The sequence below is a fragment of the Mycobacterium sp. P2_H7 genome, assembly GCF_056403275.1.
Genome location: NZ_JBFUFU010000003.1, coordinates 144,892 through 169,030, shown reverse-complemented (window position 1 = coordinate 169,030; position 24,139 = coordinate 144,892). Strand labels below are relative to the sequence as shown.

Here is a 24,139-nt window from a genome sequence, read left to right as displayed (position 1 = left end):
GCCGCCCGCCATACGATCTTCGCCATGGCGGCACGCACCCGGGCAAAGGACAGCGACCGTGATGCGACCTGCCGGATTCTGGACGACGCCTTGGGCGACGGCCAGCTCTCCGGCGAGGAGCACCGGCGCCGGGTGGCGACCGCCGTCGCGGCCACCACGCTCGGCGAGCTGGAGCCGCTGGTCGCCGACCTTCAGCTGGTCACCGGGGTGCAGCAGCGGCCGTCGGGGGCCACGCGGTCCCGCGGACCGATCCTGGCCGTTGCCGGTGTGGTCGCGGTGGCGATCGTCGCCGTCGGATGGGGCTTGGCCAAGGACGACTCCCCCGCCCCGGCAGGCAAACCCAGCCCGGCCGTGCCGGTGCCCGAGGAACATGTGGTGCTCGACACCGTCGTTGCACCGGCGCCCGACACCGTGCCCCCAGCCGTCCTCAAGCCGGTAGGCGACCTTCTCACCGCCGAAGGGTTGACCGCCGTCATCGACGCGATCCGCGCCCGCTTCGGCGACACCATGGGCTATGAACTCGCGATCTCGACCGACCGGGCCACCCTGGCGCGGCCAGACCCGGCCGACGACCGATCGAAGATGCTCTACCCCTTCCGCGGCGGGTGGGACGACCCCTCCCAGCGGCAGCGATCCGACACCGATGACCTGACCGACCTGGCGGCCTTCGACATCCCGGCCACCGCCGCCGCGCTGGCGACCGCGCCCGCCACGCTGAACATCGCGCCGGGGGACGTGGCGAGCGTCGACCTCGACATCGACCATCTCGCCGACGAGGGCGCGCTCGAGCTGTTGGTGAAGATCGCCACCAAGTCCGGTTCGGCCGGATACCTCTATCTGGACCCGGCGGCGAAGGTGAAGCGCGTCGAAAATCCCGGCTGATCAGCACCGCGACGGCGCGAACTCCTACGATCATCGCGTGGCGACTCGGCAGACGGCAGGCACGCGGGCCAAAGACAGTGACCGCAACGACACGTGCAAGGTCCTCGACAGCGCGCTGAGCGAGGGCCAGCTGTCCATGGACGAGCATCGGCAGCGGGTCGCTTCGGCCACCACCGCGGCCACCCTGGGCCAGCTGCAGGGGCTGGTCGGCGACCTGCAGGTGGCAAATGCCCCGGTCAAGCTGCCCAACCTGAAGCCGGAGCGCGCCTACGCAGCGACGGGCGCCGCCGGCGGCTGGGGTCTGCGCGTGGCGGCGGCCGCCGTACTGGTGCTGCTCGGCATCGCGATCGGCTGGGGGCTGTACGGCAATTCGTCCTCGCCGCTGAGCTTCACCACCGACCCGGGCGCGAAGGCCGACGGCATCCCCGCCCAGGTGCTGACCCCGCCTCGGCAGCTGCAGTCTCTCGGCGGTCTGACCGGCCTGTTCGAGCAGATGCGGCAGAAGTTCGGGGACACCAAGGGCTACAGCATCTCGATCTTCGAGGACTACGCCTCGCTGGAGCGCCCCGACCCGAACGAGCCGCGCCGGGCCCTGAGCTACTCCTACCGCGGCGGGTGGGACGACCCGAACGAGACCAGCGTGAGCGCCGACGACAAGGTGGTCGACCTCGGCGCCTTCGACATCCCGAAGATCGTCGGGCTGATCCGGGGCGCCCCCGAGAGCGTGGGCATCAAACCCACCGAGGTGAAGAACATGCACGTCAGCATCGAGCCGAACAGCGATATCACCGCCCCGCCCGGCAGCATCGAGATCAGCGTCTACGTCACCCCGAAGTTCGGCAACAGCGGCTACCTGTCGCTCAACGGGGACGGCACCGTCAAGCGCATCAACTACGCCAGCTAACCCTCCCGCCTCGCCGGCATATCGCCCCCACCTAGCGTCATATATATCGGCGCGATACAATTGCCCGACGTGTCGAGTCGACGTGACATTTGATCGACTTTGACAAGCGTGTGACGAGGGGGAGGTGATTCGATGTTGGAGCTCGCCATTCTCGGGCTGCTGCTCGAGTCGCCGATGCACGGCTACGAACTGCGTAAACGGCTGACCGGCTTGCTGGGCGCCTTCCGCGCGTTTTCGTACGGCTCGCTCTACCCGGCGCTGCGCCGCATGCAGGCCGACGGCCTGATCGTCGAGGACTCTGCCCCGGAAGGCACCCTCAAGGTGCGCCGGGCCCGCCGCGTCTACCAACTCACCGAGTCGGGCACGCAACGCTTCACCGAGTTGGTCGCCGACACCGGGCCGCAGAACTACACCGACGACGGTTTCGGCGTGCATCTCGCCTTCTTCAACCGCACCCCCGCCGAAGCGCGGATGCGGATCCTGGAAGGCCGTCGCCGCCAGGTCGAGGAACGCAGAGAGGGCCTGCGGGAGGCCATCGCCCGGGCGAGCAGCTCCTTCGACCGGTACACCAAGCAGTTGCATCAGCTGGGCCTGGAGTCCAGTGAGCGCGAAGTGAAGTGGCTCAACGAATTGATCGCAGCCGAAAGGGTGGCGCAGGGCCACCCGGAATCTCAACCCTGACCGACCCTGCTGACACACCGAGCATCGAAGTAAGTAAGAGAAGGAGAGCGTCACATGTCTGAGTCGAACGAAGTTCGGGTCGCTATCGTCGGCGTGGGCAACTGCGCGTCCTCGCTGGTACAGGGCGTCCAGTACTACCAGGATGCCGACGAGAACAGCGCGGTCCCCGGCTTGATGCACGTCAAGTTCGGCAAGTACCACGTGCGCGACGTGAAGTTCGTCGCCGCGTTCGACGTGGACGCCAAGAAGGTCGGCTTCGACCTGTCGGAGGCCATCTTCGCCTCCGAGAACAACACCATCAAGATCGCCGACGTGCCGCCGACCGACATCGTCGTGCAGCGCGGACCGACGCTGGACGGCATCGGAAAGTACTACGCCGAGACCATCGAGATCTCCGACGCCGAGCCCGTCGACGTGGTGAAGGCCCTCAAGGACGCCAAGGTCGACGTGCTGGTGTCCTACCTGCCCGTCGGCTCCGACGACGCCGACAAGTTCTACGCCCAGTGCGCCATCGACGCGAAGGTCGCGTTCGTCAACGCGCTGCCCGTGTTCATCGCCTCGGATCCGGTGTGGGCCAAGAAGTTCGAGGACGCCGGTGTCCCGATCGTCGGCGACGACATCAAGAGCCAGGTCGGCGCCACCATCACCCACCGCGTGATGGCCAAGCTGTTCGAGGACCGCGGTGTCACCCTGGACCGCACCTACCAGCTCAACGTCGGCGGCAACATGGACTTCAAGAACATGCTCGAGCGTGAGCGCCTGGAGTCCAAGAAGGTTTCCAAGACCCAGGCCGTGACCTCCAACCTGACCGGCTCGCTGGCAGGCAAGATCGAGGACAAGAACGTCCACATCGGCCCGTCCGACCACGTCGCATGGCTGGATGACCGCAAGTGGGCGTACGTGCGCCTGGAAGGCCGCGCCTTCGGCGACGTGCCGCTGAACCTGGAGTACAAGCTCGAGGTGTGGGATTCGCCGAACTCGGCGGGCATCATCATCGACGCGGTGCGCGCCGCGAAGATCGCCAAGGACCGCGGCATCGGCGGCCCCATCATCCCGGCCTCGGCCTACCTGATGAAGAGCCCGCCCAAGCAGCTGGCCGACGACGTCGCGCGCGCCGAGCTCGAGACATTCATCCACGGCTAGACCCAACCCGCGATTTGTGGAGTCGTACCCGTAATGATTGCGGGTATGACTCCACAGATCCCGGATGACGAACTGGTGGGCCTGGACGAATTCGGCCTGCTCCCCGAGAACGCCGCGCAGATCGGCACCACGGCGATCCCACCCGTGACGCGCATCGAAGCCGGCCGGGTCAGCTTCCTCAAGTGGGGCACCGAGTCCCCCGACGTCGTCTTCCTGCACGGTGGCGGACAGAACGCGCACACCTGGGACACCGTCATCCTCGGGCTGGGCGTGCCCGCCCTGGCCATCGACCTGCCCGGCCACGGCCGCTCCGCGTGGCGCGAGGACGGCGACTACGGACCCAAACTCGCCGCCACGGCCATCACGCCGATCCTGCTCGAGCACGCCCCCGACACCCGGCTGGTCGTCGGCATGTCCCTCGGCGGGCTGACGGCGCTGCGCATCGCGGCCACCGAGCCCACGCTGGTGCCCCAGCTTGTCCTCGTCGACGTCACGCCGTCGGCCCCGGAGCGGCACACCGAGATGACCAAGGCCCAGATGGGCACCGTCGCACTGGTCCGGGAGGACCGGACGTTCCCCTCGTTCGAGGCCATCCTGGATGCCACCGTCGCCGCGGCACCGCACCGAGACCGGAACTCGTTGCGACGCGGCGTCTTTCACAACGCGAAACAACTCGACGACGGCAGCTGGACCTGGCGCTACGACTCGTTCCGCAAAGGTGAGGGCTTCGAAGGACTCTGGGACGACGTCCCGGCGATCACCATGCCCACCACGCTGATCCGGGGCGCCAACTCGTTCTTCGTCAACGACGAGGACGCCGAGACCTTCGCCCGCACCGCACCCGGATTCCAGCGCACCCACGTGGTCGAGGGCGCGGGGCATTCGGTCCAGGGCGATCAGCCTGCGGCGCTGGTCGCACTCCTCAAGGACGTGCTGGGCTGACCCCGAGACGTTGCCGGTTGTTTACCAGCTGATTGCCAGGTTCACGTAGGTTCGCCCCCACCGGTCGCCCAGCCCGCGACCGGACTCCCGGGGGAAGGACCCGTGCACCCATGCCGCTCGTACCGCTGAATCTCTTGGTCGCACACCCGGGGCGGTCGTCACGCCAGCACGTGACCTGCCGCAACCGGTGCGGAGACGCGTGCTCGCGGCCCGCTCCCAACACCAGCGCCAACGAGTACTTCGGCGATATCGTCGCGTCGATGTCGCGGCGATCGGTGCTGCGCGCCACCGGCGTCGCCGTGCTGGCCGTCGGCGCCGGGTCGGCCCTGGCCGCGTGCTCCGGCGAGACCACCACCGCGCCATCACCTTCGGCGGAGGCACCCAGCCAACCGCTGCCCGGGATGCGCTTCGACAGCGTCGCGCCCAACAAAGAGGACGCCGTGGTGATCCCCGACGGCTATCAGCAGCGCGTCGTGATCGCCTGGGGCGATCCGGTTCTGCCCGGTGCACCGGTGTTCGACGTCAAGCGGCAGACCGGCGCCGCACAGCGCGCGCAGTTCGGCTTCAACAACGATTTCGCGGCGTTGCTGCCGATCGAGGGCGTGGCCGGGCACTACCTGTTGGTCAGCAACCACGAATATGTCAGCCCCCAGTTCATGTTCCACGGCTACGACGCCGACGCCCCGACCCGCGAGCAGTTCGACGTCGAGACGGGCGCGGTCGGACTGTCCGTCGTCGAGGTGCAGCGCAGCCCGCAGGGTGGTCTGCGTCCGGTGATGGGCCGCTACAACCGGCGCATCACCGTCGACACCCCGTTCGCCCTGACCGGCCCCGCCGCGGGTGCGCCCGCCGTACGCACCGCCGCCGATGCCGACGGACGCACCGTCATCGGCACCTTCGCGAACTGCTCCGGTGGTGTAACACCCTGGGGCACCATCCTTTCCGGCGAGGAGAACTTCCACACCTACTTCGGTGCGGTCGAGGGCACCGTGCCCGCCGACGCCGACCGGTACAAGCGTTACGGCGTGGTCACCGAGCCCTCGGAACTCAAGTGGGAGAACTTCGACCCCCGCTTCGACCTGGCCAAGGCGCCCCAGGAGGTGAACCGGTTCGGCTACGTCATCGAGATCAACCCGTGGGATCCCGCCTCGACGCCGGTTAAGCACTCGGCGCTGGGGCGCTTCAAGCACGAGGCGGCCAACGTCTACGTCACCGGCGACGGCACCGTGGCGGTGTACACCGGCGACGACGAACGCTTCGACTACATGTACAAGTTCGTGTCGGACAAGAAGATCCAGCCCGGTAACTTCGCGCACAACATGACGCTGCTCGACGAGGGCACGCTGTATGTGGCCAAGCTGTCCAGTGACATCCCGGCTACCGAGATCGACGGCAGCGGAAAGCTTCCTGCCGCAGGGGCATTCGCCGGTGGCGGCACCTGGATTCCGCTGCTGCACTCGGGCCCCGACGGCAAGGCCGAGTCGCTCGTCGACGGATTTTCGGCGCAGGACGTAGCGGTGTTCACCCGGCTGGCCGCGGACAAGGCCGGCGCCACCAAGATGGACCGCCCCGAGGATTTCGAGGCCGACCCCAAGACCGGCAAGCTGTACGTCGCGCTGACCAACAACGACAAACGCGGCACCGAGGGCAAGGCCAAGCCCGATGCGGCCAACCCGCGCAACGAGAACAAGAACGGTCAGATCCTGGAGATCACCGACGACCACGGCGGCACCGCGTTCACCTGGGAGCTGCTGCTGGTGTGCGGCGACCCGGCCGCGGCCGACACCTACTTCGGCGGCTTCGACAAGTCCAAGGTCAGTCCCATCTCCTGCCCAGACAACGTGGCCTTCGACGGTCACGGCAACCTGTGGATCTCCACCGACGGCAACGCCCTGAAGTCCAACGACGGACTGTTCGCCGTCGCGCTGACCGGGGACCGGCGGGGCGAGACCAAGCAGTTCCTCACGGTGCCGATCGGGGCGGAGACGTGCGGTCCCGTGGTGACCGACGACCTGGTCACGGTCAGTGTGCAGCATCCCGGTGAGGGCGACGACCACAGCCTGGACAACCCGTTGTCGCACTGGCCCGACGGTGGCAGCGCCCCGGCGCGGCCCGCGGTGGTCGCGGTGTGGCGTGACGGTGGCGCCATCGGCGTCTAACGCCACTGCTCGATGAGCGCACCGCGCTACGGTTGGTACCCATGACCCGTATCGGCGTTCAGCTGCAACCCCAGCACTCCCCCAACTACGGCCTGATGCGCGACGCGGTGCGCCGCTGCGAGGACCTGGGCGTGGACATCGCGTTCAACTGGGATCACTTCTTCCCGCTGTACGGCGATCCCGACGGGGCGCACTACGAGTGCTGGACCATGCTGGGCGCCTGGGCCGAGCAGACCTCGCGCATCGAGATCGGCGCGCTGGTCAGCTGCAACTCCTACCGCAATCCCGAGCTGCTGGCCGATATGGCCCGCACCGTCGACAACATCTCCGACGGACGGCTGATCCTGGGCATCGGATCGGGTTGGAAGGACAAGGACTACGACGAGTACGGCTACGACTTCGGCACCGCCGGAAGCCGACTCGACGACCTGGCCGAGTCGATGCCCCGGATCACCTCGCGGCTCGGCAAGCTCAACCCGCAGCCGGTGCGCGAAATCCCGATCCTGATCGGCGGCCAGGGCGAGCGCAAAACCCTCAAGCTGGTGGCCCAGTACGCGCACATCTGGCACGGGTTCACCACCGCGGAGACCTACCCGGAGAAGGCCGCCGTACTGGACCGGCACTGCGCCGACGTCGGCCGTGACCCTGCCGCCATCGAGCGGTCCTCGGGCGTCGACGGCAAGGGCGACGGGCTGATCGCCAACGCCGAAGCACTTACCGCACTGGGTGTTTCACTGTTGACGGTCGGCGTCAACGGTCCCGACTACGACCTGTCCGAAGCCGAAGAACTGGTCCGGTGGCGCGACAGCCGACGGTGACATGCCCAAGCGTTACGGCGTCAACGAACGCGAACAGGTGGTCGGCCACGTCGCGCACCTGATCCTGACGGGCAAGCTCCGTTCGGCTGATCGACTGGACCGCAACGAACTTGCCGCCGAACTCGGGGTGAGCCGGGTGCCCGTCCAGGAGGCGGTGGCGCAACTCGAGCACGACGGCATCGTGGTTACCCGCTACCACCGCGGCGCGTTCATCGCACGATTCGACGCCCGCGTGCTGCTCGAGCACTACAACCTGTACGGGGTGCTCAACGGCCTGGTCTCGGCGGGCGCGGCCACCGAGGCGACACCCGAGACCGTGGGGCGGCTGAAGGACCTCACCGGCGCACTGCGCACCGAGAACTTCCACGACATCGCCTGGGAATACCGGCAACTGCTGGTGGAGCGCCATGCCGGCCCCCGCCTGCAGGCCGCCATCGGGGCATCCCAGACGTTCATCCCTCGCGCCTTCTGGGCCGACCACCTGCACGTGGGTCCGGCACTGTTGGCGCACTTCGACGCCGAGACCAATGCCATCGCCGACGGCGACCCGGACGCCGCCCGCGCCGCGTGCCAGACGGCCGCCGCCCTGATGGGGCGGGTCATGCTGGCCGAACTGGTGCGCCGCGGCGTGCTCGCACCGCTGATACCGTCCGACACCTACTGAGGGACCGATCTGTTTGAGCCGAACCGATGGCCCACGGCCGCACAGCGGTTACGTTGCCACGATGACGTCTGTCCCGAATCGCATCGGCCGGGCGGTGCTCTGTGTGCTGATCGCGATGATGGCGTGCGCGCTCGCGTTCGCCGCACCCGCCGGCGCCGATCAGTGCGCCCCGCCCGGTGTCGACAGCGCCAGCGCGCTGCCCACCAATCTGGCTGCGGCCGCCAAGGGTCCCGGTGCGGACAAATACACCACCGCAGGCGTCGAACCCGTGGCGGGCATCGACGTGAACGCGCTGGGACTCGGCGTCCCCGGAGTGCTCACCGTGGGCACCCTGTCCGACGCGCCGCCCAGTATCTGCATCAACTCCCAGGGCCAGTTCACCGGATTCGACAACGAGCTGCTGCGGGCCGTCGCCGACCGGATCGGGCTGAAGATCAACTTCGTCGGCACCGATTTCTCCGGGCTGCTCGCCCAGGTCGCGTCACGCCGGTTCGATGCCGGATCGTCGTCGATCACCACCACCGACGCGCGCCGCAAGACGGTCGGCTTCACCAACGGCTATGACTTCGGCTACTTCTCACTCGTCGTGCCGACCGGCTCGGCCATCACCGGGTTCGAGAAGCTGGCCGAGGGCCAACGCATCGGCGTCGTGCAGGGCACCGTGCAGGAGGCCTACGTCGTCGACACCCTGCACCTGGACCCGGTGAAATTCCCCGACTACAACACCGTCTACGCCAGCCTGAAGACCCGGCAGATCGACGCGTGGGTGGCGCCGTCGCAGCAGGCGGTCGGTACGGTGCAGTCCGGGGACCCGGCCACCATCGTCGAAAACACCTTCAGTTTGGACAATTTCGTCGCGTGGGCGGTGGCCAAGGAGAACAAGCCGCTCATCGACGCGCTCAATGCCGGCCTGGACGCGACCATCGCCGACGGCACCTGGGCCAAGCTGTACTCGGACTGGGTGCCGCGCGCGTTGCCCCCCGGCTGGAAACCCGGCTCGAAAGCCGCACCGGTGCCTCAACTTCCGGACTTCGCCGCCATCGCCGCGCAGCACGCGGACACACCGGCCGCGGGTGGCGCCGCACCCAAATCCACGCTGGCCCAACTGGGTGCGGCATTCCTGGACTGGGACCTGTACCGCCAGGCCATCCCCGATCTGTTCAAGACCGGCCTGCCGAACACCCTGATCCTCACGGTCTGCGCCGCCGTCATCGGCGTCATCCTCGGCCTGGTGCTGGCCATCGCGGGCATCTCGCGCTCCCGGTGGCTGCGCTGGCCCGCCCGGGTGTACACGGACATCTTCCGGGGGCTGCCCGAGGTGGTGATCATCCTGGTCATCGGGCTGGGCATCGGCCCGATCGTGGGCGGGCTGACGGGCAACAATCCCTATCCGCTGGGCATCGCCGCGCTGGGCCTGATGTCGGCGGCGTATGTGGGTGAGATCTTCCGCTCGGGAATCCAGAGCGTGGAGGCCGGCCAGCTGGAGGCCTCCCGTGCGCTCGGCTTCAGTTACACCTCGTCGATGCGGCTGGTGGTGGTGCCCCAAGGCATCCGCCGGGTGCTGCCCGCGCTGGTGAACCAGTTCATCTCACTGCTCAAGGCCTCCTCGCTGGTGTACTTCCTGGGGCTGATCGCCAACCAGCGCGAGCTGTTCCAGGTGGGCCGTGACCTCAACGCCCAGACCGGGAACCTGTCCCCACTGGTGGCGGCCGGATTGTTCTACCTGCTGTTGACCATTCCGCTGACCCACCTGGTGAACGTCATCGACGAGCGCCTGCGCACCGGCCGCCAACCCGCGCCGGTGCAGGAAGAGGTGATCTGATGGCCGATCCAGGGGCGAGCGAAGCGACGGGGGAAGTTGCGGTATCGCTGGCAGCCAAGGACATTCATCTGTCGTTCGGGCCGAATCCGGTGCTGCGCGGGGTCGATGTGCAGGTGCCCGCCGGGAGTACCGCCGCGATCATCGGGCCGTYGGGCTCGGGGAAGTCGACGCTGCTGCGCACCCTGAACCGGTTGTACGAACCCGACCGCGGCGACATCCTGCTCGACGGCCGCTCGGTGCTGGGTGACAACCCGGATGCGTTGCGGCAGCGGATCGGGATGGTGTTCCAGCAGTTCAACCTGTTCCCGCACCGCACCGTGCTGGACAACGTGGCGCTGGCACCGCGCAAGCTCAAGGGCTTGTCCGCCGAGGCGGCGCACGAGCTGGCGCTGGCGCAACTGGACCGGGTTGGACTGCGGCACAAGGCCGATGCCCGGCCGGCGACGCTGTCCGGTGGCCAGCAGCAACGGGTCGCCATCGCCCGGGCCCTGGCGATGTCGCCGCAGGTGATGTTCTTCGACGAGGCGACCTCGGCGCTGGATCCCGAACTGGTCAAGGGCATCCTGGAATTGATCGCCGAGCTCGGCACCGGCGGCATGACGATGGTGATGGTGACCCACGAGATGGGCTTCGCGCGGTCCACCGCCGACACCGTGGTGTTCATGGATCACGGCAAGGTCGTCGAATCCGGTCCGCCCGAACAGATTTTCGAGGCCGCCGAGACCGACCGACTCCGTCGGTTCCTGTCCCAGGTGTTGTGAATCTGTATTCGCGCCGAAACTTCATCGCGGAACCGACCTGGCAGGAGCAGACAGGTTAGACTAGCGAATTATGGTCGAGACCGAACCGCAGGTCGCTGAGCTGGCCGGAGAGCTCCAGCGGGTGCTCTCCAAGCTGTTCTCCGTGATGCGCCGCGGGGACCCCAACAAGGGTCAGGCCGGCGACCTCACGCTGGCTCAGCTGTCCATCCTTCTGACGTTGCTCGACAGCGGGCCCATCCGGATGACCGAACTGGCCGCGCACGAACGGGTCCGCACCCCCACCACCACCGTCGCGATCCGGCGCCTGGAGAAGTTGGGCCTGGTCAAGCGTTCTCGTGACCCATCGGACCTGCGCGCGGTCCTGGTCGAGGTGACACCGCGCGGGCTGGTGCAGCACCGCGAAGCGCTGGACACCCGCCGGGCCTTCCTCGGCGAGATGGTGGCCAAGCTCACCGACGACGACCAGCGCACGCTGCTGGCGGCGCTCGGCTCGCTGGACCGCCTGGCCGACCAGACGCAGCCGGTCGAGAAGCCCGGCAGTTAGCCCAGCCAGTCCAGTACCGCGGCCGCCGTCCAGGACTGCTGCATGCTGCCGAGCGGCTCGCCGGTGAACGGTTCGTAGTATTCGGCGAAAGTCCCGTCGCTGGCCTGGCGCAAGCCTTCCCGGCGCAACACCTGTGATCGTTCGGCCCAGCCTCGGCGCGCGAAGCACCAGGAGAACAGCCACGTCATCACCGGCCACACCGGGCCACGCCAGTATTCGCGCGGCCGGAAGTCCCGCGACACCGGTGAGGTGGACGGGATCAGCGAGTACTTCAGGTCCGGATGCCCGCAGAACCGCGGGCCCTCAAGCAGTTTGAGCAGCGCGCGTTCCTTGTCGTGCGGCAGCCCGCCGCACAGCAGGGGCGAGAACTGCGCGACCGTCTCGGTGGCCACCCACTTCTCCGTGCGCAGATCGAAATCCCTTGCCGCACCGGTTCTCTCGTCGGCCGTCTCGACGACGCCGGCGCGGAACCGGTCGGCCCAGGCGTACAGGTCACGGACATCGGCGTGCGGGCGCTTGTAGTCCTCGCCGATCTCGGCCAGCACCGTGCACGCCACCGAGAACACCGCCGAGACGAAGACGTCCTCGACGGCGAAGCTCATCACCTTGGGCAGCAGCTCGTCGTCGTAGCGCGCCGACTTCATCTCTTCCAGCAGCCACAGGTACCGGTCGTACTCCAGATCCGACGGACGCTGGCTGGAGTCGGTGTTGATCTTGTTGTCCTCGCGCTGATATTCGGGCACGTTGCCCGGAATCACGTTGGCGTAGGCGCTGTCCCAGCGCGGCGAGTTGTCCATCCCGGATTCCCAGCCGTGATACAGCGTGACGCGGCCGTGCCCCTGCTGATCGCGGCTCTCGGCCAGCCACCGATGCCAGCGCACCAGATCCGCCCACCGCCGGTCCAGGAACGCCTCGGCGACCGCCCGGGTGGACCGACCTCTGGTCTTGGCGTGGTCCAGGATCCGCTGCACGGCGATGGCGTGCACAGGCGGCTGGGTGATGCCGGAGGTGTGCCGGGTGCGCGGGGCGTTGGCCGCCAGTGCCGACGTGGCCCACCGGGCCGGGCCCGGGAAGTAGCCGTCGACCCCGTTGGCGAAGACGATGTGCGGGATCATCCCGTTGCGCCACTGCGCGGACAGCAGGGTGTCGAGCTCGACGACGGCCCGTTCCACGCTCAGCGGTGCCAGCCCGATCGCGACGAACGCGGCGTCCCAGCTCCACATGTGCGGGTACAGCAGCGGGGCAGCGGTGGTCATGGCGCCCAGGTCGTTGCCGCGCAGCAGATAGGCCGCGCGGGCGGCGAGTTGGGTGGCGGCGAAACTCGGATCGGGTGGCATCGCATCAATCATGCGACGCCGGAGGGCGCTTTGCAGATTGGAGCGCGCAGATCAGTACGCTTCCAGGGGTGCCGACCGCATTGATCACGGGCGCCGCAGGCGGCATCGGTTCCGCCATCGCCGCCGCGCTCGCTCCCACCCACACGCTGCTGCTGGCAGGCCGTCCGTCGGACCGCCTCGATGCGCTCGCCGAGCGACTCGGCGCCCCGACCTGGCCGTTGGAGCTCACCGATCCGGATTCGATCGAGGCGGCCACCGAGGTCCTCGCCGAACTCGACGTGCTGGTGCACAACGCCGGCGTGCTGTACCCGGGGCGGGTCGGGGACTCCATCGTCGAGCAGTGGCGGGCCAGCTTCGAGGTCAACGTGACCGGTGCGGTGGCCCTGACCCTGGCGCTGCTGCCGCAGCTGCGCGCCGCGCGCGGGCATGTGGTGTTCATCAATTCGGGTGCGGGCCGGACGGTGTCGCCGGGCATGGCGTCGTACTCGGCGAGCAAGTTCGCGCTGCGCGCGTTCGCCGACTCGCTACGCGCCGACGAGCCGTCGCTGCGGGTCACCTCGGTGTTCCCCGGGCGCACCGACTCGGAGATGCAACGAGATCTGATCGCCTACGAGGAGAAGGAGTACGACGCGGCCAAGTTCCTCCGCCCGGAGACCGTCGCCGAGATCGTCGCCCATGCCGTGGCCACCCCACCGGATGGCCACGTGCACGAGGTCGTCGTCCGTCCCCGCTGAATCAGGCCGGGACCATGCCGTGTGGATCCAGGACGAATTTCTGCGCCACCCCGGAGTCGAACGCGGCGTAGCCATCCGGGGCCTTGTCCAGCCCGATGACGGTGGCGTTCACCGCGTCGGCGATGTGGGCCTTGTCATGCAGGATGCTCATCATCAGGCCGCGGTTGTAGTTCAGCACCGGACACTGCCCGGTGTAGAAGCTGTGGCTCTTGGCCCAGCCCAGACCGAGGCGCACCTTGAGCGTGCCGTGCTTGGCGTCGTCGTCGGTGCCGCCCGGGTCGCCGGTGACGTACAGGCCGGGGATGCCCAGTGAGCCGCCCGCCCGGGTCGCGTTCATGATGGAGTTCAGCACCGCGGCAGGTTGCTCTCCCGCCCCCTGCCCGTGGCCGCTCGCCTCGAATCCCACCGCGTCGACGGCGCAGTCGACCTCGTTGGTGTGCAGGATGTCGGCGATCTGATCTTCCAGGGTGGCGTCCGCGCTGATGTCGACGGTCTCGCAGCCGAAGGATTCGGCCTGCTTGAGCCGCTCGGCGTTCAGGTCACCCACGATCACCACGGCCGCGCCCAGCAGGTGGGCCGAGTACGCCGCCGCGAGACCGACGGGGCCCGCGCCGGCGATGTACACCGTCGATCCGGTGGTGACGCCGGCGGTCTTGGCGCCGTGGTAGCCGGTGGGGAAGATGTCCGACAGCATGGTGAGATCACGGATCTTCGCCAGGGCCGCATCGCGATCGGGGAACTTCAGCAGGTTGAAGTCGGCGAACGGCACCATGACGTAGTCGGCCTGGCCACCCAGCCAGCCACCCATGTCCACGTAGCCGTACGCCGAGCCGGCGCGGGCCGGGTTGACGTTCAGGCAGATCCCGGTCTGGCCTTCCCGGCAGTTCCGGCAGCGCCCGCAGGCAATGTTGAACGGCACCGAGCAGATGTCGCCGACTTCGAGAAACTGTACGTCGGAGCCCTTTTCGACGATCTCGCCGGTGATCTCGTGGCCGAGCGTCTGACCGACGGGGGCGGTGGTGCGGCCCCGGACCATGTGCTGATCGGAGCCGCAGATGTTGGTCGACACGCACTTGAGGATGACGCCGTGATCCGCTTTGCGGCTCATCCCCATCGCCGAGGCGACCTCGGCCGGGACCTCGAGTTTCGGATAGGGCAGCGTTTCGACGGCCACCTTGCCGGGACCCTTGTAGACGACGATCCGGTTGTCACTCATCACGTACCCCAGACTGGGCCGCGATCACCGTATGTCGTTCTCTCAGGCGGGATTTCCGCCGCGACTGCGCGGCCCTGAGACCAGTATCCGTGCGCCGCATGCGGATATGCCGATGTCTGCAGATCTCGGGCGAGAAACTAGCCCAACGGTGGGGATCGCTCCCCACCGTTGGGTGGTTCCGCTCAGACGACGAGGTTGACCAACTTGCCGGGCACCACGATGACCTTCTTCGGGGTGGCCCCGTCCAAGAAGGCGAGCACCTTCTCGTCGGCGCGCGCCGCGGCTTCGAGGTCCGCCTTGTCCGCGTCGGCAGGCACGGTGATCTTGCCGCGCACCTTGCCGTTCACCTGGACCGGCAGTTCGACGGTGTCGTCGGTCAGGTACCGCTCGTCGGCGACCGGGAACGGCCCGTGCGCCAGCGGGGTCTCGTGCCCGAGCCGGCGCCACAATTCCTCGGCCAGGTGCGGCGCCAGCGGGGCGACCATCAGCACCAGCGGCTCGACGGCGGCGCGCGCCGTCACGCCTTCCTTGGTGAGGTGGTTGGTGTATTCGATCAACTTTGCTGCGGCGGTGTTGTTACGCAGTGCCGCATAGTCTTCGGCCACACCGGCGATGGTCTTGTTCAGGGCGCGCAGGGTGTCGTCCGACAGCGCCTCGTGCTCGGCGACGCGTTCGGCACCAGTCGCCTCGTCGACCACCGCGCGCCACACGCGCTGCAGGAAGCGGTGCGCGCCGACTACGTCCTTGGTGGCCCACGGCCGCGACGCCTCCAGCGGGCCCATCGACATCTCGTAGACCCGCAGCGTGTCCGCGCCGTACTCCTCGCAGATCTCGTCCGGCGAGACGGAGTTCTTCAGGCTCTTGCCGATCTTGCCGAACTCCTGATTCACCTCCGCACCCTCGAACCAGAACTTTCCTTCGCGCTCAACCACTTCGGCCGCAGGCACGTAGCTGCCGCGGGCGTCGGTGTAGGCGAACGCCTGGATGTAGCCCTGGTTGATCAGCCGCCGGTAGGGCTCCGACGAGCTGACGTGGCCCAGATCGAAGAGCACCTTGTGCCAGAAGCGCGAGTACAGCAGGTGCAGCACCGCGTGCTCGACACCGCCCACGTACAGGTCCACCCCGCCAGGGTCGGCCGGCCCGTGGATGTCGGGGCGCGGCCCCATCCAATACGCCTCGTTCTCCTTGGCGCACAACTCATCCGGGTTCTGCGGGTCGGTGTAGCGCAGCTCGTACCAGGAGCTGCCCGCCCATTGCGGCATGACGTTGGTGTCGCGGGTGTAGGGCTTGAGCCCATCCCCGAGATCCAGCTCGACGTGCACCCAGTCGGTGGCCTTGCCCAGCGGCGGCGACGGTTCGCTGTCCGCATCGTCCGGGTCGAAGGACACCGGCGCGTAGTCCGGGATGTCCGGAAGTTCCACCGGCAACGCCGATTCGGGCAGCGGATGGGCCCGGCCGTCGGCATCGTAGACGATGGGGAACGGCTCGCCCCAGTACCGCTGCCGGGCGAACAGCCAGTCGCGCAGCTTGAACTCCACCCGGGACCGGCCGCGGCCGTCGGCCTCCAGCCGGGCCACCACGGTTTCCTTCGCCGCGGCGACGCTCAGCCCGTTCAGGTAGTCGCTGTTGACCAGTTCCCCGTCACCGCTGTACGCGGCAACGCTCACGTCACCGCCGGTGATCACCTCGATGATGGGCAGGCCGAAGGCGGTGGCGAACTCCCAGTCACGCTGATCGCCGCTGGGCACCGCCATGATGGCGCCGGTACCGTAGCCGGCCAACACATAGTCGGCGATGAACACCGGAACCTGTTGGCCGTTCACCGGATTGGTGGCGTACGCACCGAGGAACACGCCCGTCTTGGTCTTGTTCTCCTGGCGCTCCAGGTCCGACTTGGCCGCGATCGAGGCCCGGTAGGCCGCCACCGCCTCGGCCGGGGTGGCCGCGTCATAGGTCCAGCGGGCATCGGTGCCATCGGGCCATGCGGCGGACACCAGCGCGTCGACCAGATCGTGCTCGGGCGCGAGTACCAGATAGGTGGCGCCGAACAGGGTGTCCGGACGGGTGGTGAACACCTCAACAGCACCGGCGGCTGTCCCGAATTCGACCGAGGCACCGACCGACCGGCCGATCCAGTTGCGCTGCATGGCCTTCACCTTGTCCGGCCAGTCCAGCGTGTCCAGATCGTCGAGCAACCGATCCGAGTACGCCGTGATGCGCATCATCCACTGCCGCAGGCGTTTCCGGAACACCGGGAAATTGCCGCGGTCGCTGCGGCCGTCGGAGGTCACCTCTTCGTTGGCCAGCACGGTGCCCAGACCCGGGCACCAGTTGACCATCGAGTCGGCGCGGTACACCAGGCGGTGACCGTCCACCACGTCGGCGCGCTCTGCGGCCGACAGCGCCGACCAGTCCCGGCCGTCGGGCAGCGGGCGCGCACCCGACTCGAACTCGGCGATCAACTCGCCGATCGGGCGGGCGCGTTTGAGGTCGGTGTCGAACCACGCGTTGTAGATCTGCAGGAAGATCCACTGCGTCCACTTGTAGAAGTCCACGTCGGTCGTGGAGAAGCTGCGCCGGGTGTCGTGGCCCAGGCCCAGCCGGCCCAACTGACGCCGGAAGTTGACGATGTTGGCTTCGGTGCGGGTGCGCGGGTGCGTCCCCGTCTGCACCGCGTACTGCTCGGCGGGCAGGCCGAACGCGTCGAAGCCCAGCGCGTGCAGCACGTTGCGGCCGGTCATCCGGAAGTAGCGCGCGTAGACGTCGGTGGCGATGTAGCCGAGCGGATGCCCCACATGCAGGCCGTCGCCCGACGGGTACGGGAACATGTCCTGGACGAACATCTTGTCCGCGGGCACCGGCCCACCGTCGGCCGGCGCGAGTGACCCGACGGGGTTCGGGACGTTGAACGTGCCCCGCTGCGCCCACGTCTCCTGCCAGTCGGCCTCTATCGCCCCGGCCAGTTGCGCGGTGTAGCGGTGGCTCGGGGCGTCCACATCTGGGGAGGTCTCGGTGTCGGGCGGGGCGTCTGTCACGCCAAACAGGGTATAAGCGCCGCTTCGGTGCCCTTCGGCCACGGGTTGGTAAAGGTTCCGTTGCAGAGCGGTCTGCACACGGTTGCAGCTCGGTTCCGGCCCTGGTGACCACCCGTCGGGCGTGGATACAGTCGGCCCCTGACTTGGCGAGTGATCGTGGGAAGGACCGACGTCAGATGAGGAATATGGCCGACGGCGGGACCGTCAATCAGACCGCGAGCCGCCGGTGGCGGATCGTGATCGCCGGGACTGCGGCCGGTATCGCCGGCGTGGTCGGACTGGCGGGAAACATCGCCGCCGCCGAACCGCTGGCGCCGCAGCCGTCGCTGCCCGGACCCGCCACCGTGACCCAGACGGTCACCGTCACCCCGAATGCGAACCCGCTGGTGCCTGCGCAGGCCGCGAGCGTGCCTGCCCAGGCCGCAAGCGTGCCCGCCCCGGCTGCGGGACTCCCGGTCGCCGCCGGAACACCGGCCGCCGCCGGAACACCGGTGGCTCCAGCCGCCACTGCCACCGTGGCCCAGCCCGTCGCCGTCCCGCTCAACCCGGACAACTCCAGCAGCATCCGCGACTTCCTCAAATCGAAGAACGTCGAGATGGAGCCGCAGAACCCCCGCGACTTCAAGGCGCTGCACATCGTGCTGCCGATGCCTCAGGGCTGGTCGCAGGTCCCCGACCCGAACGTGCCCGACGCCTTCGCCGTGATCGCCGACCGGGTCGGTGGTGACGGGCTGTACACCTCCAACGCCCAGGTCGTGATATACAAGCTGGTCGGTGACTTCGATCCGCGGGAGGCCATCCGGCATGGCTTCGTCGACAGCCAGCAGCTCACCGCGTGGCGGCCCACCGACGGCCGGATCTCGGTCATCAACGACGTGCCCACCTCATGGATCGAGGGCACCTACCGCGAGAACAACATGACGCTCAACACGTCGCGGCACAATTTGTTCACGACGGTCGGTCCGGACCGCTACCTCGTCTCGCTCGCGGTGACGACCGGCGCCGCCGTCTCGGTCGCCTCGGGCGAAGCCACCGACGCGATCATCAACGGGTTCAAGGTGCTGCCGCCCGGCGCGGTCCCGGCCCCGGCTCCCGCTCCGCTGGCGGCGCCGGGTGCCCCACCGGCCGCACCTGTGGCTCCGGCGGCGCCCGCGCCCGCAGCTCCCGCGCCCGCAGCGGCCATCGCGCCCCTGGCGGCGGCCCTCCCCGGCTGACGTCGACGGGCGCGCCCCCTATCCTTGGGGGATGCTCGTCGCCGCCGTGTTGTGTCTGTGCGCCGCGGCTGCCACCGCTGCGGTCGCCGGTTGGACCTTGACCCGCCCCCCTTCCGATGACCCCGTCCGGCAGGTGTTGCGCGCCGTGGCACCCACCCAGTTCGCCGCGGCGGCGATGCTCACCGCAGGCGGTGTGGTGGCGCTGGCCAAGCCCGGCGGGATGGCCGTTCTGGTGCTGATGGTGTGTGTGTTCGGTGCCATCGGCACCGTGGCCGCCGGCTGCTGGCAGAACGCCAAGCTGGTGGCGCGGGCCGAGGCCGAGCAGGAACTGGCCAAAGCGGGCGGCTGCGCGGGATCGTGCGCCTCTTGCACGTTGTCGTGCAGTTGAGACCTAGTTCCTGCTGACGTCGATCGGGTGCGTCGCGAGCATCGACAGCGGCAGCGGCTGACGCCGCAGCACCCGGCCCCAGAGATCCACCTTCGGCTCGGCGTGGATATCCGTCGGTAGCGCCGACAGCACGATCCAGTCGTCGCGTTCGATCTCGCCCTCGAGCTGACCGATGGTCCACCCGGAGTAGCCGGCGAAGATCCGGACCCCCTCGACGACGGGCGCGATCGCATCCGGATCGGCGTCCAGATCGACCATCACCACCCGACCCTGCACGTGGCGCAGCCCCGGCACGTCGCCCGCACTCATCCCGACCCGCAGGGTGGCCAGGCACAGCGCGGAATCCCGCTTCACGGGACCGCCGACGAACATGGTCTTGGGCTTCACCGCGAGCTTCGCCCACTGCGGAAGCACGTTGTACACGGCCGTCTCGCTGGGGCGGTTGAGCACCACGCCGAGGGTCCCGCCCTCGTTGTGCTCCACGATGTAGATGACGCTGCGCCGGAAGGTCGGCTCGAGCAGATCGGTCTCGGCCAGCAGCAGCGTTCCGGCTCGCACCCGGGGTGTCGTCGGAGCTGTGTATTCCTCCGGATCCTCTGGATGCGCCACCCGACCATCATCGCACCAGCGACCGCAGGCGGGGACGAACAGGCGCGGCCCGCCGGGATATTTGTAGGGTGGATTCCGGGTGCGGTCGGCACGATCCCCGGCCCGGACAGGATCTGACACCACATGACGGACACCCGCCCACCTGACGCTGGCTGGCAGGCGGTCCGAGGCATGCCGGAATTCCGTCGGCTGCTCGAGTTGCGGGCCACCAGTCAGTTCGGCGACGGCCTGTTCCAGGCCGGGCTGGCCGGCGCGATCCTGTTCAACCCGGAGCGTGCCGCGTCGCCGTGGGAAGTCGCCCTGTCGTTCGCCGTGTTGTTCCTGCCGTACTCGGTGATCGGCCCGTTCGCGGGGCCCCTGCTGGACCGGTGGGACCGGCGCTGGGTGCTGGTCGGGGCGAATGCGGGCCGGTTGGCACTGGTTCTCACCGTCGCGACCGCGCTGGCCCTGGACGCCGGGAATCTGGTGCTCCTGCTCGGCGCGCTGATCGTCAACGGATTCACCCGGTTCGTGTCGTCGGGACTGTCGGCGGCACTACCGCACGTGGTGCCGCGCGACCGGGTGGTCTCGATGAACTCCGTTGCCACGGCGACCGGTTCGGTGGCCACCTTCTTCGGCGCGAACTTCATGTTGCTGCCGCGCTGGCTGCTGGGCTCCAGTGACGCGGGTGCCTCCGCGGTGATCTTCATGGCGGCGGTGCCGATCGCCGGGGCGCTGCTGTTGTCGGTGCGCTTCCCGTCTCATGTGCTGGGTCCCGACGACACCGCTCGCGCGGTCCACGGGTCGGTGGCCTACGCCGTGATCACCGGCTGGTTGCACGGCGCCCGGACGGTGGTCTCGGTGCCGACGGTGGCCGCCACGCTCAGCGGTCTGGCCGCCCACCGGATGGCCTTCGGCATCAACACCTTGCTGGTCCTGGTGATCGTCCGGCACGTCGGCGACGAGGAGGTCGCGGGTGTCGGTCTGGGTAAGGCGGTGGTATTCCTGGGCGCCGGCGGCCTGGGTGCCTTCCTGGCGACGGTGCTGACCCCTGCGCTGATCGGGAAGTGGGGCCGGTACCGCGCCGCCAACGGCGCGCTGGCGCTGGCGGCCGTCGTGCAGCTGTGCGCGGTGACCCTCGCATTACCGGTGCTGGTGGGGTGCGGGTTCATCCTGGGCGCAGCCGGACAGGTGGTGAAGCTGTGCGCCGACTCCGCCATGCAGATCGATGTCGATGACGCGCTGCGCGGGCACGTGTTCTCGGTCCAGGATTCGTTGTTCTGGTTCTCCTTCGTGCTGGCCGTGACCGCGGCCGCGGCGGTGATCCCGCCGGACGGCCGGTCGGTGCCGCTGGTCGTTGCCGGGGCGGTGCTCTATCTCGTCGGGCTGGGGACGCACGCCGGGCTGGGCAGGCGCGGCAGGCAGGTCGAGGACCGGGGCTAGGGTTCACCCATGGCTGGAGCCGGACCGATCGTCGCCGATCTGCACGCCGAGAGCGACGTCCTCGACGCACTGGTGGCCGACCTGCCCGAGCAGGGCTGGCGCACCGCGACCCCCTCCCCTGGCTGGACCATCGCGCACCAGATCGCGCACCTGTGGTGGACCGACCAGACCTCTCTGCAGGCCGTCACCGACGAAGCCGCGTTCAACGAGGTCCTCGCCGACGCCGCCAAGGATCCCCTCGGCTTCGTCGATGCGGCCGCCGAGCTGATGGCCACCACACCCCCGGCGCAACTGCTGGCGGGCTGGCGTGCCGACCGGGCCCGGCTGCACGAGTCGCTGCTGGAAGTCGAGGACGGTCGCAAGCTGCCGTGGTTCGGTCCGCCGATGAGCGCCGCGTCGATGGCGACGGCCCGCCTGATGGAGACGTGGGCGCACGGGCTCGATGTCGCCGACGCACTCGGCGAACGCCGGGAGCCGACAGCACGCCTGCGCTCCATCGCCCACATCGGGGTGCGGACCCGCGATTTCGCCTTCAGCGTGCACGGTATGACCCCGCCAACGGCACCGTTTCACGTGAAACTACAAGCGCCCAAAGGGGATTGGTGGACCTGGGGGCCCGAGGACGCCGAGCAGTCGGTGACCGGGCCCGCCGAGGATTTCTGCATGCTGGTCACCCAGCGCCGCGCCCCCGCCGACCTCGCGGTGACAGCCGTGGGCACCGACGCCGCCACGTGGCTGACCATCGCCCAGGCCTTCGCGGGCCCGCCCGGGGCCGGGCGCGGCTGAGGCCGGACTAGAGCTCGCTCGCCGAATCGGCGGCGCCATCGCCGTCGGTATCGACGAGTTTCACGTCCCAGTGGCCGTCGGCGTCACGGTCGGCGTAGGCCGTCGGCCCCGCCAGCACCCGATCGGCCAGCCCGTCGGCATCGGTGTCGAGCAGCCGGTCATCGGCGTCCCCGTCGGCGTCGAAGTCCACCAGTGGACCGCCGGTCTGCTCCACCCCGTCCAGGCCGAACCACCGGATCCGACCGCCGTCTCCCGCCAGGGCCCACGTGCCCGAGCCGTCGTCGGTGAAATACGCCGCGCCCGGGCCACCCACGTCATGGATGCCGTGCTCGGCGAGGCCGTCGTGGTCCAGGTCGGCCAGGGCGTCGTCGATCCGGCCGTCGCCGTCGAGGTCGAGCCCCACGGCGTCGAGCATCCCGTCACCGTCCGCGTCGACGGCCGGTTCCGCGGTGAACATCGTCGCGCCGCCGTCGGGGTCGGCCAGGCAGTAGTCCATGCCCTTTCAGACGCATCAGCGTGGCTGCGCGTTCCACCATTTCCGGAGTTCTTCGACGGCCTCGTCGTGATCGAGGGGCCCGCGGTCCAGCCGCAGCTCCTTGAGGTGCTTCCAGGCCTGCCCGACCTGCGGGCCGGCCGGGATGTCGAGGATCCGCATGATCTCGTTGCCGTCCAGGTCCGGACGCACCCGCTGCAGATCCTCTTTCTGGGCCAGCTCGGCGATCCGTACCTCGAGATCGTCGTAGTTGGCCTGCAACCGTGCCGCCCGCCGCTTGTTGCGCGTCGTGCAGTCCGCGCGCACCAGCTTGTGCAACCGCGTCACCAGCGGACCCGCATCGGTGACGTAGCGGCGCACCGCCGAATCCGTCCACCGCCCGGTACCGGCACCGTCGGCGTAGCCGTGGAACCGCAGATGCAGGTACACCAGCTGGGACACGTCGTCGACCATCTGCTTGGAGTACTTCAGGGCCCGCATCCGCTTGCGGGCCATCTTGGCGCCCACCACCTCGTGGTGATGAAAGCTGACCCCGCCGTCGGACTCGTGCTTGCGGGTGGCGGGCTTGCCGATGTCGTGCAGCAGCGCCGCCCAGCGCAGCACCAGGTCAGGGCCGTCGTCCTCGAGATCCACCGCCTGGCGCAACACGGTGAGCGAATGCCAATACACGTCCTTGTGCTGGTGGTGCTCGTCGATGGCCATCCGCATCTCGCCGACTTCGGGCAGCACCACGTCGCCCAACCCGGTCTGCACCATCAGGTCCACCCCGGCCACCGGATCCGTACCCGTCAACAACTTGTCCAGTTCGGCGGCCACCCGCTCGGCGGTGATCCGCTCCAGCTGCGGCGCCATGTCCAGCAGCGCCTCCAGCACCCGCGGCGCCACGGTGAAGCCGAGTTGTGACACGAACCGCGCGGCGCGCAGCATCCGCAGCGGATCGTCGCCGAACGACACCTGCGGCGCCGACGGGGTGTCCAGCACCTTCGCCCGAAGGGCGGCCAGCCCGCCCAGCGGATCGCAGAATTCGGTCGGGCCGTCGCCGGTGACCCGTACCGCCATCGCGTTGACGGTGAAGTCGCGGCGCACCAGGTCCTCTTCGAGGCTCTCGCCGAAGCGCACCTGCGGATTGCGGGTCACCTGGTCATAGCTGTCGGACCGGAACGTGGTGATCTCGAGGCGGTGCGCACCCTTGCCCACGCCCAGGGTGCCGAACTCGATCCCGGTGTCCCACAGCGCGTCGCCCCAGCCGCGCAGCAGCTTCTGCATCTGCTCGGGGCGGGCATCGGTGGTGAAGTCCAGGTCGGTGTACACCCGGCCCAGCAGCGCGTCGCGCACGCTGCCTCCCACGAGGTACAGCTCATGCCCGGCGGCGGCGAACACCGCACCCAGATCCGCGAGTACATCCCGATACGCGCTCAACGTCACCCACGCGCCGGCCAGTAGTTCGGCATCGGCAGGGTCGGGCGTCGGGTCGTGCGGCACGGTCGGTGAGTCTAGTGACCCATCGCGGGACGCCGATCAAGCGCACGAGGCACGAGAGCGCGATGAGAAGTCCCGCCATCAACTCTCCCGGCCGATAACGACC

22 protein-coding genes are annotated in these 24,139 nt (G+C 68.8%); 16 read left to right on the top strand and 6 right to left on the bottom strand.

Features of this window, described 5'->3' with window-relative positions:
* Positions 1-24: 24 nt before the first annotated feature.
* The 11 genes from AC1DY7_RS04040 (at position 25) to AC1DY7_RS03990 (ending at position 11,320) form a co-directional block, all read left to right on the top strand.
* On the top strand, positions 25-882 hold the full coding sequence (locus AC1DY7_RS04040) for a DUF1707 SHOCT-like domain-containing protein (protein ID WP_477492371.1): 858 nt from the start codon (positions 25-27) through the stop codon (positions 880-882).
* 37 nt (positions 883-919) lie between these two features.
* Positions 920-1,786 carry a DUF1707 SHOCT-like domain-containing protein gene (locus AC1DY7_RS04035; protein ID WP_477492370.1) on the top strand — a complete coding sequence of 289 codons (867 nt, stop codon included), beginning with the start codon at positions 920-922 and terminating at the stop codon, positions 1,784-1,786.
* 132 nt (positions 1,787-1,918) lie between these two features.
* Entirely contained in the window at positions 1,919-2,467 is a 549-nt protein-coding gene (locus AC1DY7_RS04030) for a PadR family transcriptional regulator (RefSeq protein ID WP_477492369.1), read from the top strand.
* A gap of 54 nt (positions 2,468-2,521) precedes the next feature.
* Positions 2,522-3,610: an inositol-3-phosphate synthase gene (locus AC1DY7_RS04025; RefSeq protein ID WP_477492368.1), complete on the top strand. Its 1,089-nt coding sequence runs from the start codon at positions 2,522-2,524 to the stop codon at positions 3,608-3,610.
* A gap of 45 nt (positions 3,611-3,655) precedes the next feature.
* Positions 3,656-4,552: an alpha/beta fold hydrolase gene (locus AC1DY7_RS04020; protein ID WP_477492367.1), complete on the top strand. Its 897-nt coding sequence runs from the start codon at positions 3,656-3,658 to the stop codon at positions 4,550-4,552.
* 110 nt (positions 4,553-4,662) lie between these two features.
* The gene (locus AC1DY7_RS04015) at positions 4,663-6,711 is read left to right on the top strand and encodes a PhoX family protein (protein WP_477492366.1); all 2,049 of its coding nucleotides are present in this window, start codon (positions 4,663-4,665) and stop codon (positions 6,709-6,711) included.
* A gap of 41 nt (positions 6,712-6,752) precedes the next feature.
* On the top strand, positions 6,753-7,529 hold the full coding sequence (locus AC1DY7_RS04010; RefSeq protein ID WP_477492365.1) for an LLM class F420-dependent oxidoreductase: 777 nt from the start codon (positions 6,753-6,755) through the stop codon (positions 7,527-7,529).
* A gap of 1 nt (position 7,530) precedes the next feature.
* Positions 7,531-8,193 (top strand): GntR family transcriptional regulator, encoded by a 663-nt coding sequence (locus AC1DY7_RS04005; protein WP_477492364.1) that lies wholly within the window; start codon positions 7,531-7,533, stop codon positions 8,191-8,193.
* A 115-nt stretch (positions 8,194-8,308) separates the two neighbouring features.
* Complete coding sequence (locus AC1DY7_RS04000) at positions 8,309-10,015, top strand: ABC transporter substrate-binding protein/permease (protein WP_477492425.1); 1,707 nt, start codon at positions 8,309-8,311, stop codon at positions 10,013-10,015.
* Positions 10,015-10,776 carry an amino acid ABC transporter ATP-binding protein gene (locus tag AC1DY7_RS03995; RefSeq protein ID WP_477492363.1) on the top strand — a complete coding sequence of 254 codons (762 nt, stop codon included), beginning with the start codon at positions 10,015-10,017 and terminating at the stop codon, positions 10,774-10,776. Before AC1DY7_RS04000 ends, AC1DY7_RS03995 begins: the two co-directional genes overlap by 1 nt.
* Positions 10,777-10,846: 70 nt before the next feature.
* The gene (locus tag AC1DY7_RS03990; protein WP_477492362.1) at positions 10,847-11,320 is read left to right on the top strand and encodes a MarR family winged helix-turn-helix transcriptional regulator; all 474 of its coding nucleotides are present in this window, start codon (positions 10,847-10,849) and stop codon (positions 11,318-11,320) included.
* Here AC1DY7_RS03990 and ggh read toward each other — a convergent pair.
* On the bottom strand, positions 11,317-12,657 hold the full coding sequence (ggh, locus tag AC1DY7_RS03985; RefSeq protein ID WP_477492361.1) for a glucosylglycerate hydrolase: 1,341 nt from the start codon (positions 12,655-12,657) through the stop codon (positions 11,317-11,319). The two genes, AC1DY7_RS03990 and ggh, sit on opposite strands and share 4 nt — an antisense overlap.
* A 68-nt stretch (positions 12,658-12,725) precedes the next feature.
* Here ggh and AC1DY7_RS03980 point away from each other — a divergent pair, with 68 nt between their 5' ends.
* Positions 12,726-13,391: an SDR family oxidoreductase gene (locus AC1DY7_RS03980; protein ID WP_477492360.1), complete on the top strand. Its 666-nt coding sequence runs from the start codon at positions 12,726-12,728 to the stop codon at positions 13,389-13,391.
* Position 13,392: 1 nt separating this feature from the next.
* Here AC1DY7_RS03980 and fdhA read toward each other — a convergent pair whose 3' ends face one another.
* Both fdhA and leuS read right to left on the bottom strand, forming a co-directional pair.
* Positions 13,393-14,607: a formaldehyde dehydrogenase, glutathione-independent gene (gene fdhA, locus AC1DY7_RS03975; RefSeq protein WP_477492359.1), complete on the bottom strand. Its 1,215-nt coding sequence runs from the start codon at positions 14,605-14,607 to the stop codon at positions 13,393-13,395.
* 182 nt (positions 14,608-14,789) lie between these two features.
* Complete coding sequence (leuS, locus tag AC1DY7_RS03970) at positions 14,790-17,642, bottom strand: leucine--tRNA ligase (protein WP_477492358.1); 2,853 nt, start codon at positions 17,640-17,642, stop codon at positions 14,790-14,792.
* A 176-nt stretch (positions 17,643-17,818) separates the two neighbouring features.
* Between leuS and AC1DY7_RS03965 the strand changes: the two genes are divergently transcribed.
* Positions 17,819-18,856, top strand: coding sequence for an LpqN/LpqT family lipoprotein (locus AC1DY7_RS03965; protein ID WP_477492357.1), 1,038 nt, complete (start codon positions 17,819-17,821; stop codon positions 18,854-18,856).
* Positions 18,857-18,887: 31 nt separating this feature from the next.
* Positions 18,888-19,244, top strand: a complete 357-nt coding sequence (locus AC1DY7_RS03960) for a hypothetical protein (protein ID WP_477492356.1) — start codon at positions 18,888-18,890, stop codon at positions 19,242-19,244.
* A gap of 3 nt (positions 19,245-19,247) precedes the next feature.
* On the opposite strand, the gene AC1DY7_RS03955 is transcribed toward AC1DY7_RS03960, so the two are convergent.
* Positions 19,248-19,853 (bottom strand): YqgE/AlgH family protein, encoded by a 606-nt coding sequence (locus AC1DY7_RS03955; protein WP_477492355.1) that lies wholly within the window; start codon positions 19,851-19,853, stop codon positions 19,248-19,250.
* Positions 19,854-19,976: 123 nt separating this feature from the next.
* Between AC1DY7_RS03955 and AC1DY7_RS03950 the strand changes: the two genes are divergently transcribed.
* The gene (locus tag AC1DY7_RS03950) at positions 19,977-21,275 is read left to right on the top strand and encodes an MFS transporter (RefSeq protein ID WP_477492354.1); all 1,299 of its coding nucleotides are present in this window, start codon (positions 19,977-19,979) and stop codon (positions 21,273-21,275) included.
* A 9-nt stretch (positions 21,276-21,284) separates the two neighbouring features.
* Positions 21,285-22,061, top strand: a complete 777-nt coding sequence (locus AC1DY7_RS03945; RefSeq protein WP_477492353.1) for a TIGR03084 family metal-binding protein — start codon at positions 21,285-21,287, stop codon at positions 22,059-22,061.
* Positions 22,062-22,068: 7 nt separating this feature from the next.
* Here AC1DY7_RS03945 and AC1DY7_RS03940 read toward each other — a convergent pair whose 3' ends face one another.
* A complete protein-coding gene (locus tag AC1DY7_RS03940; RefSeq protein ID WP_477492352.1) occupies positions 22,069-22,557 on the bottom strand; it encodes a pullulanase in 489 nt (162 codons plus the stop codon).
* 15 nt (positions 22,558-22,572) lie between these two features.
* On the bottom strand, positions 22,573-24,036 hold the full coding sequence (locus AC1DY7_RS03935; RefSeq protein ID WP_477492351.1) for a CCA tRNA nucleotidyltransferase: 1,464 nt from the start codon (positions 24,034-24,036) through the stop codon (positions 22,573-22,575).
* Positions 24,037-24,139: the final 103 nt, after the last annotated feature.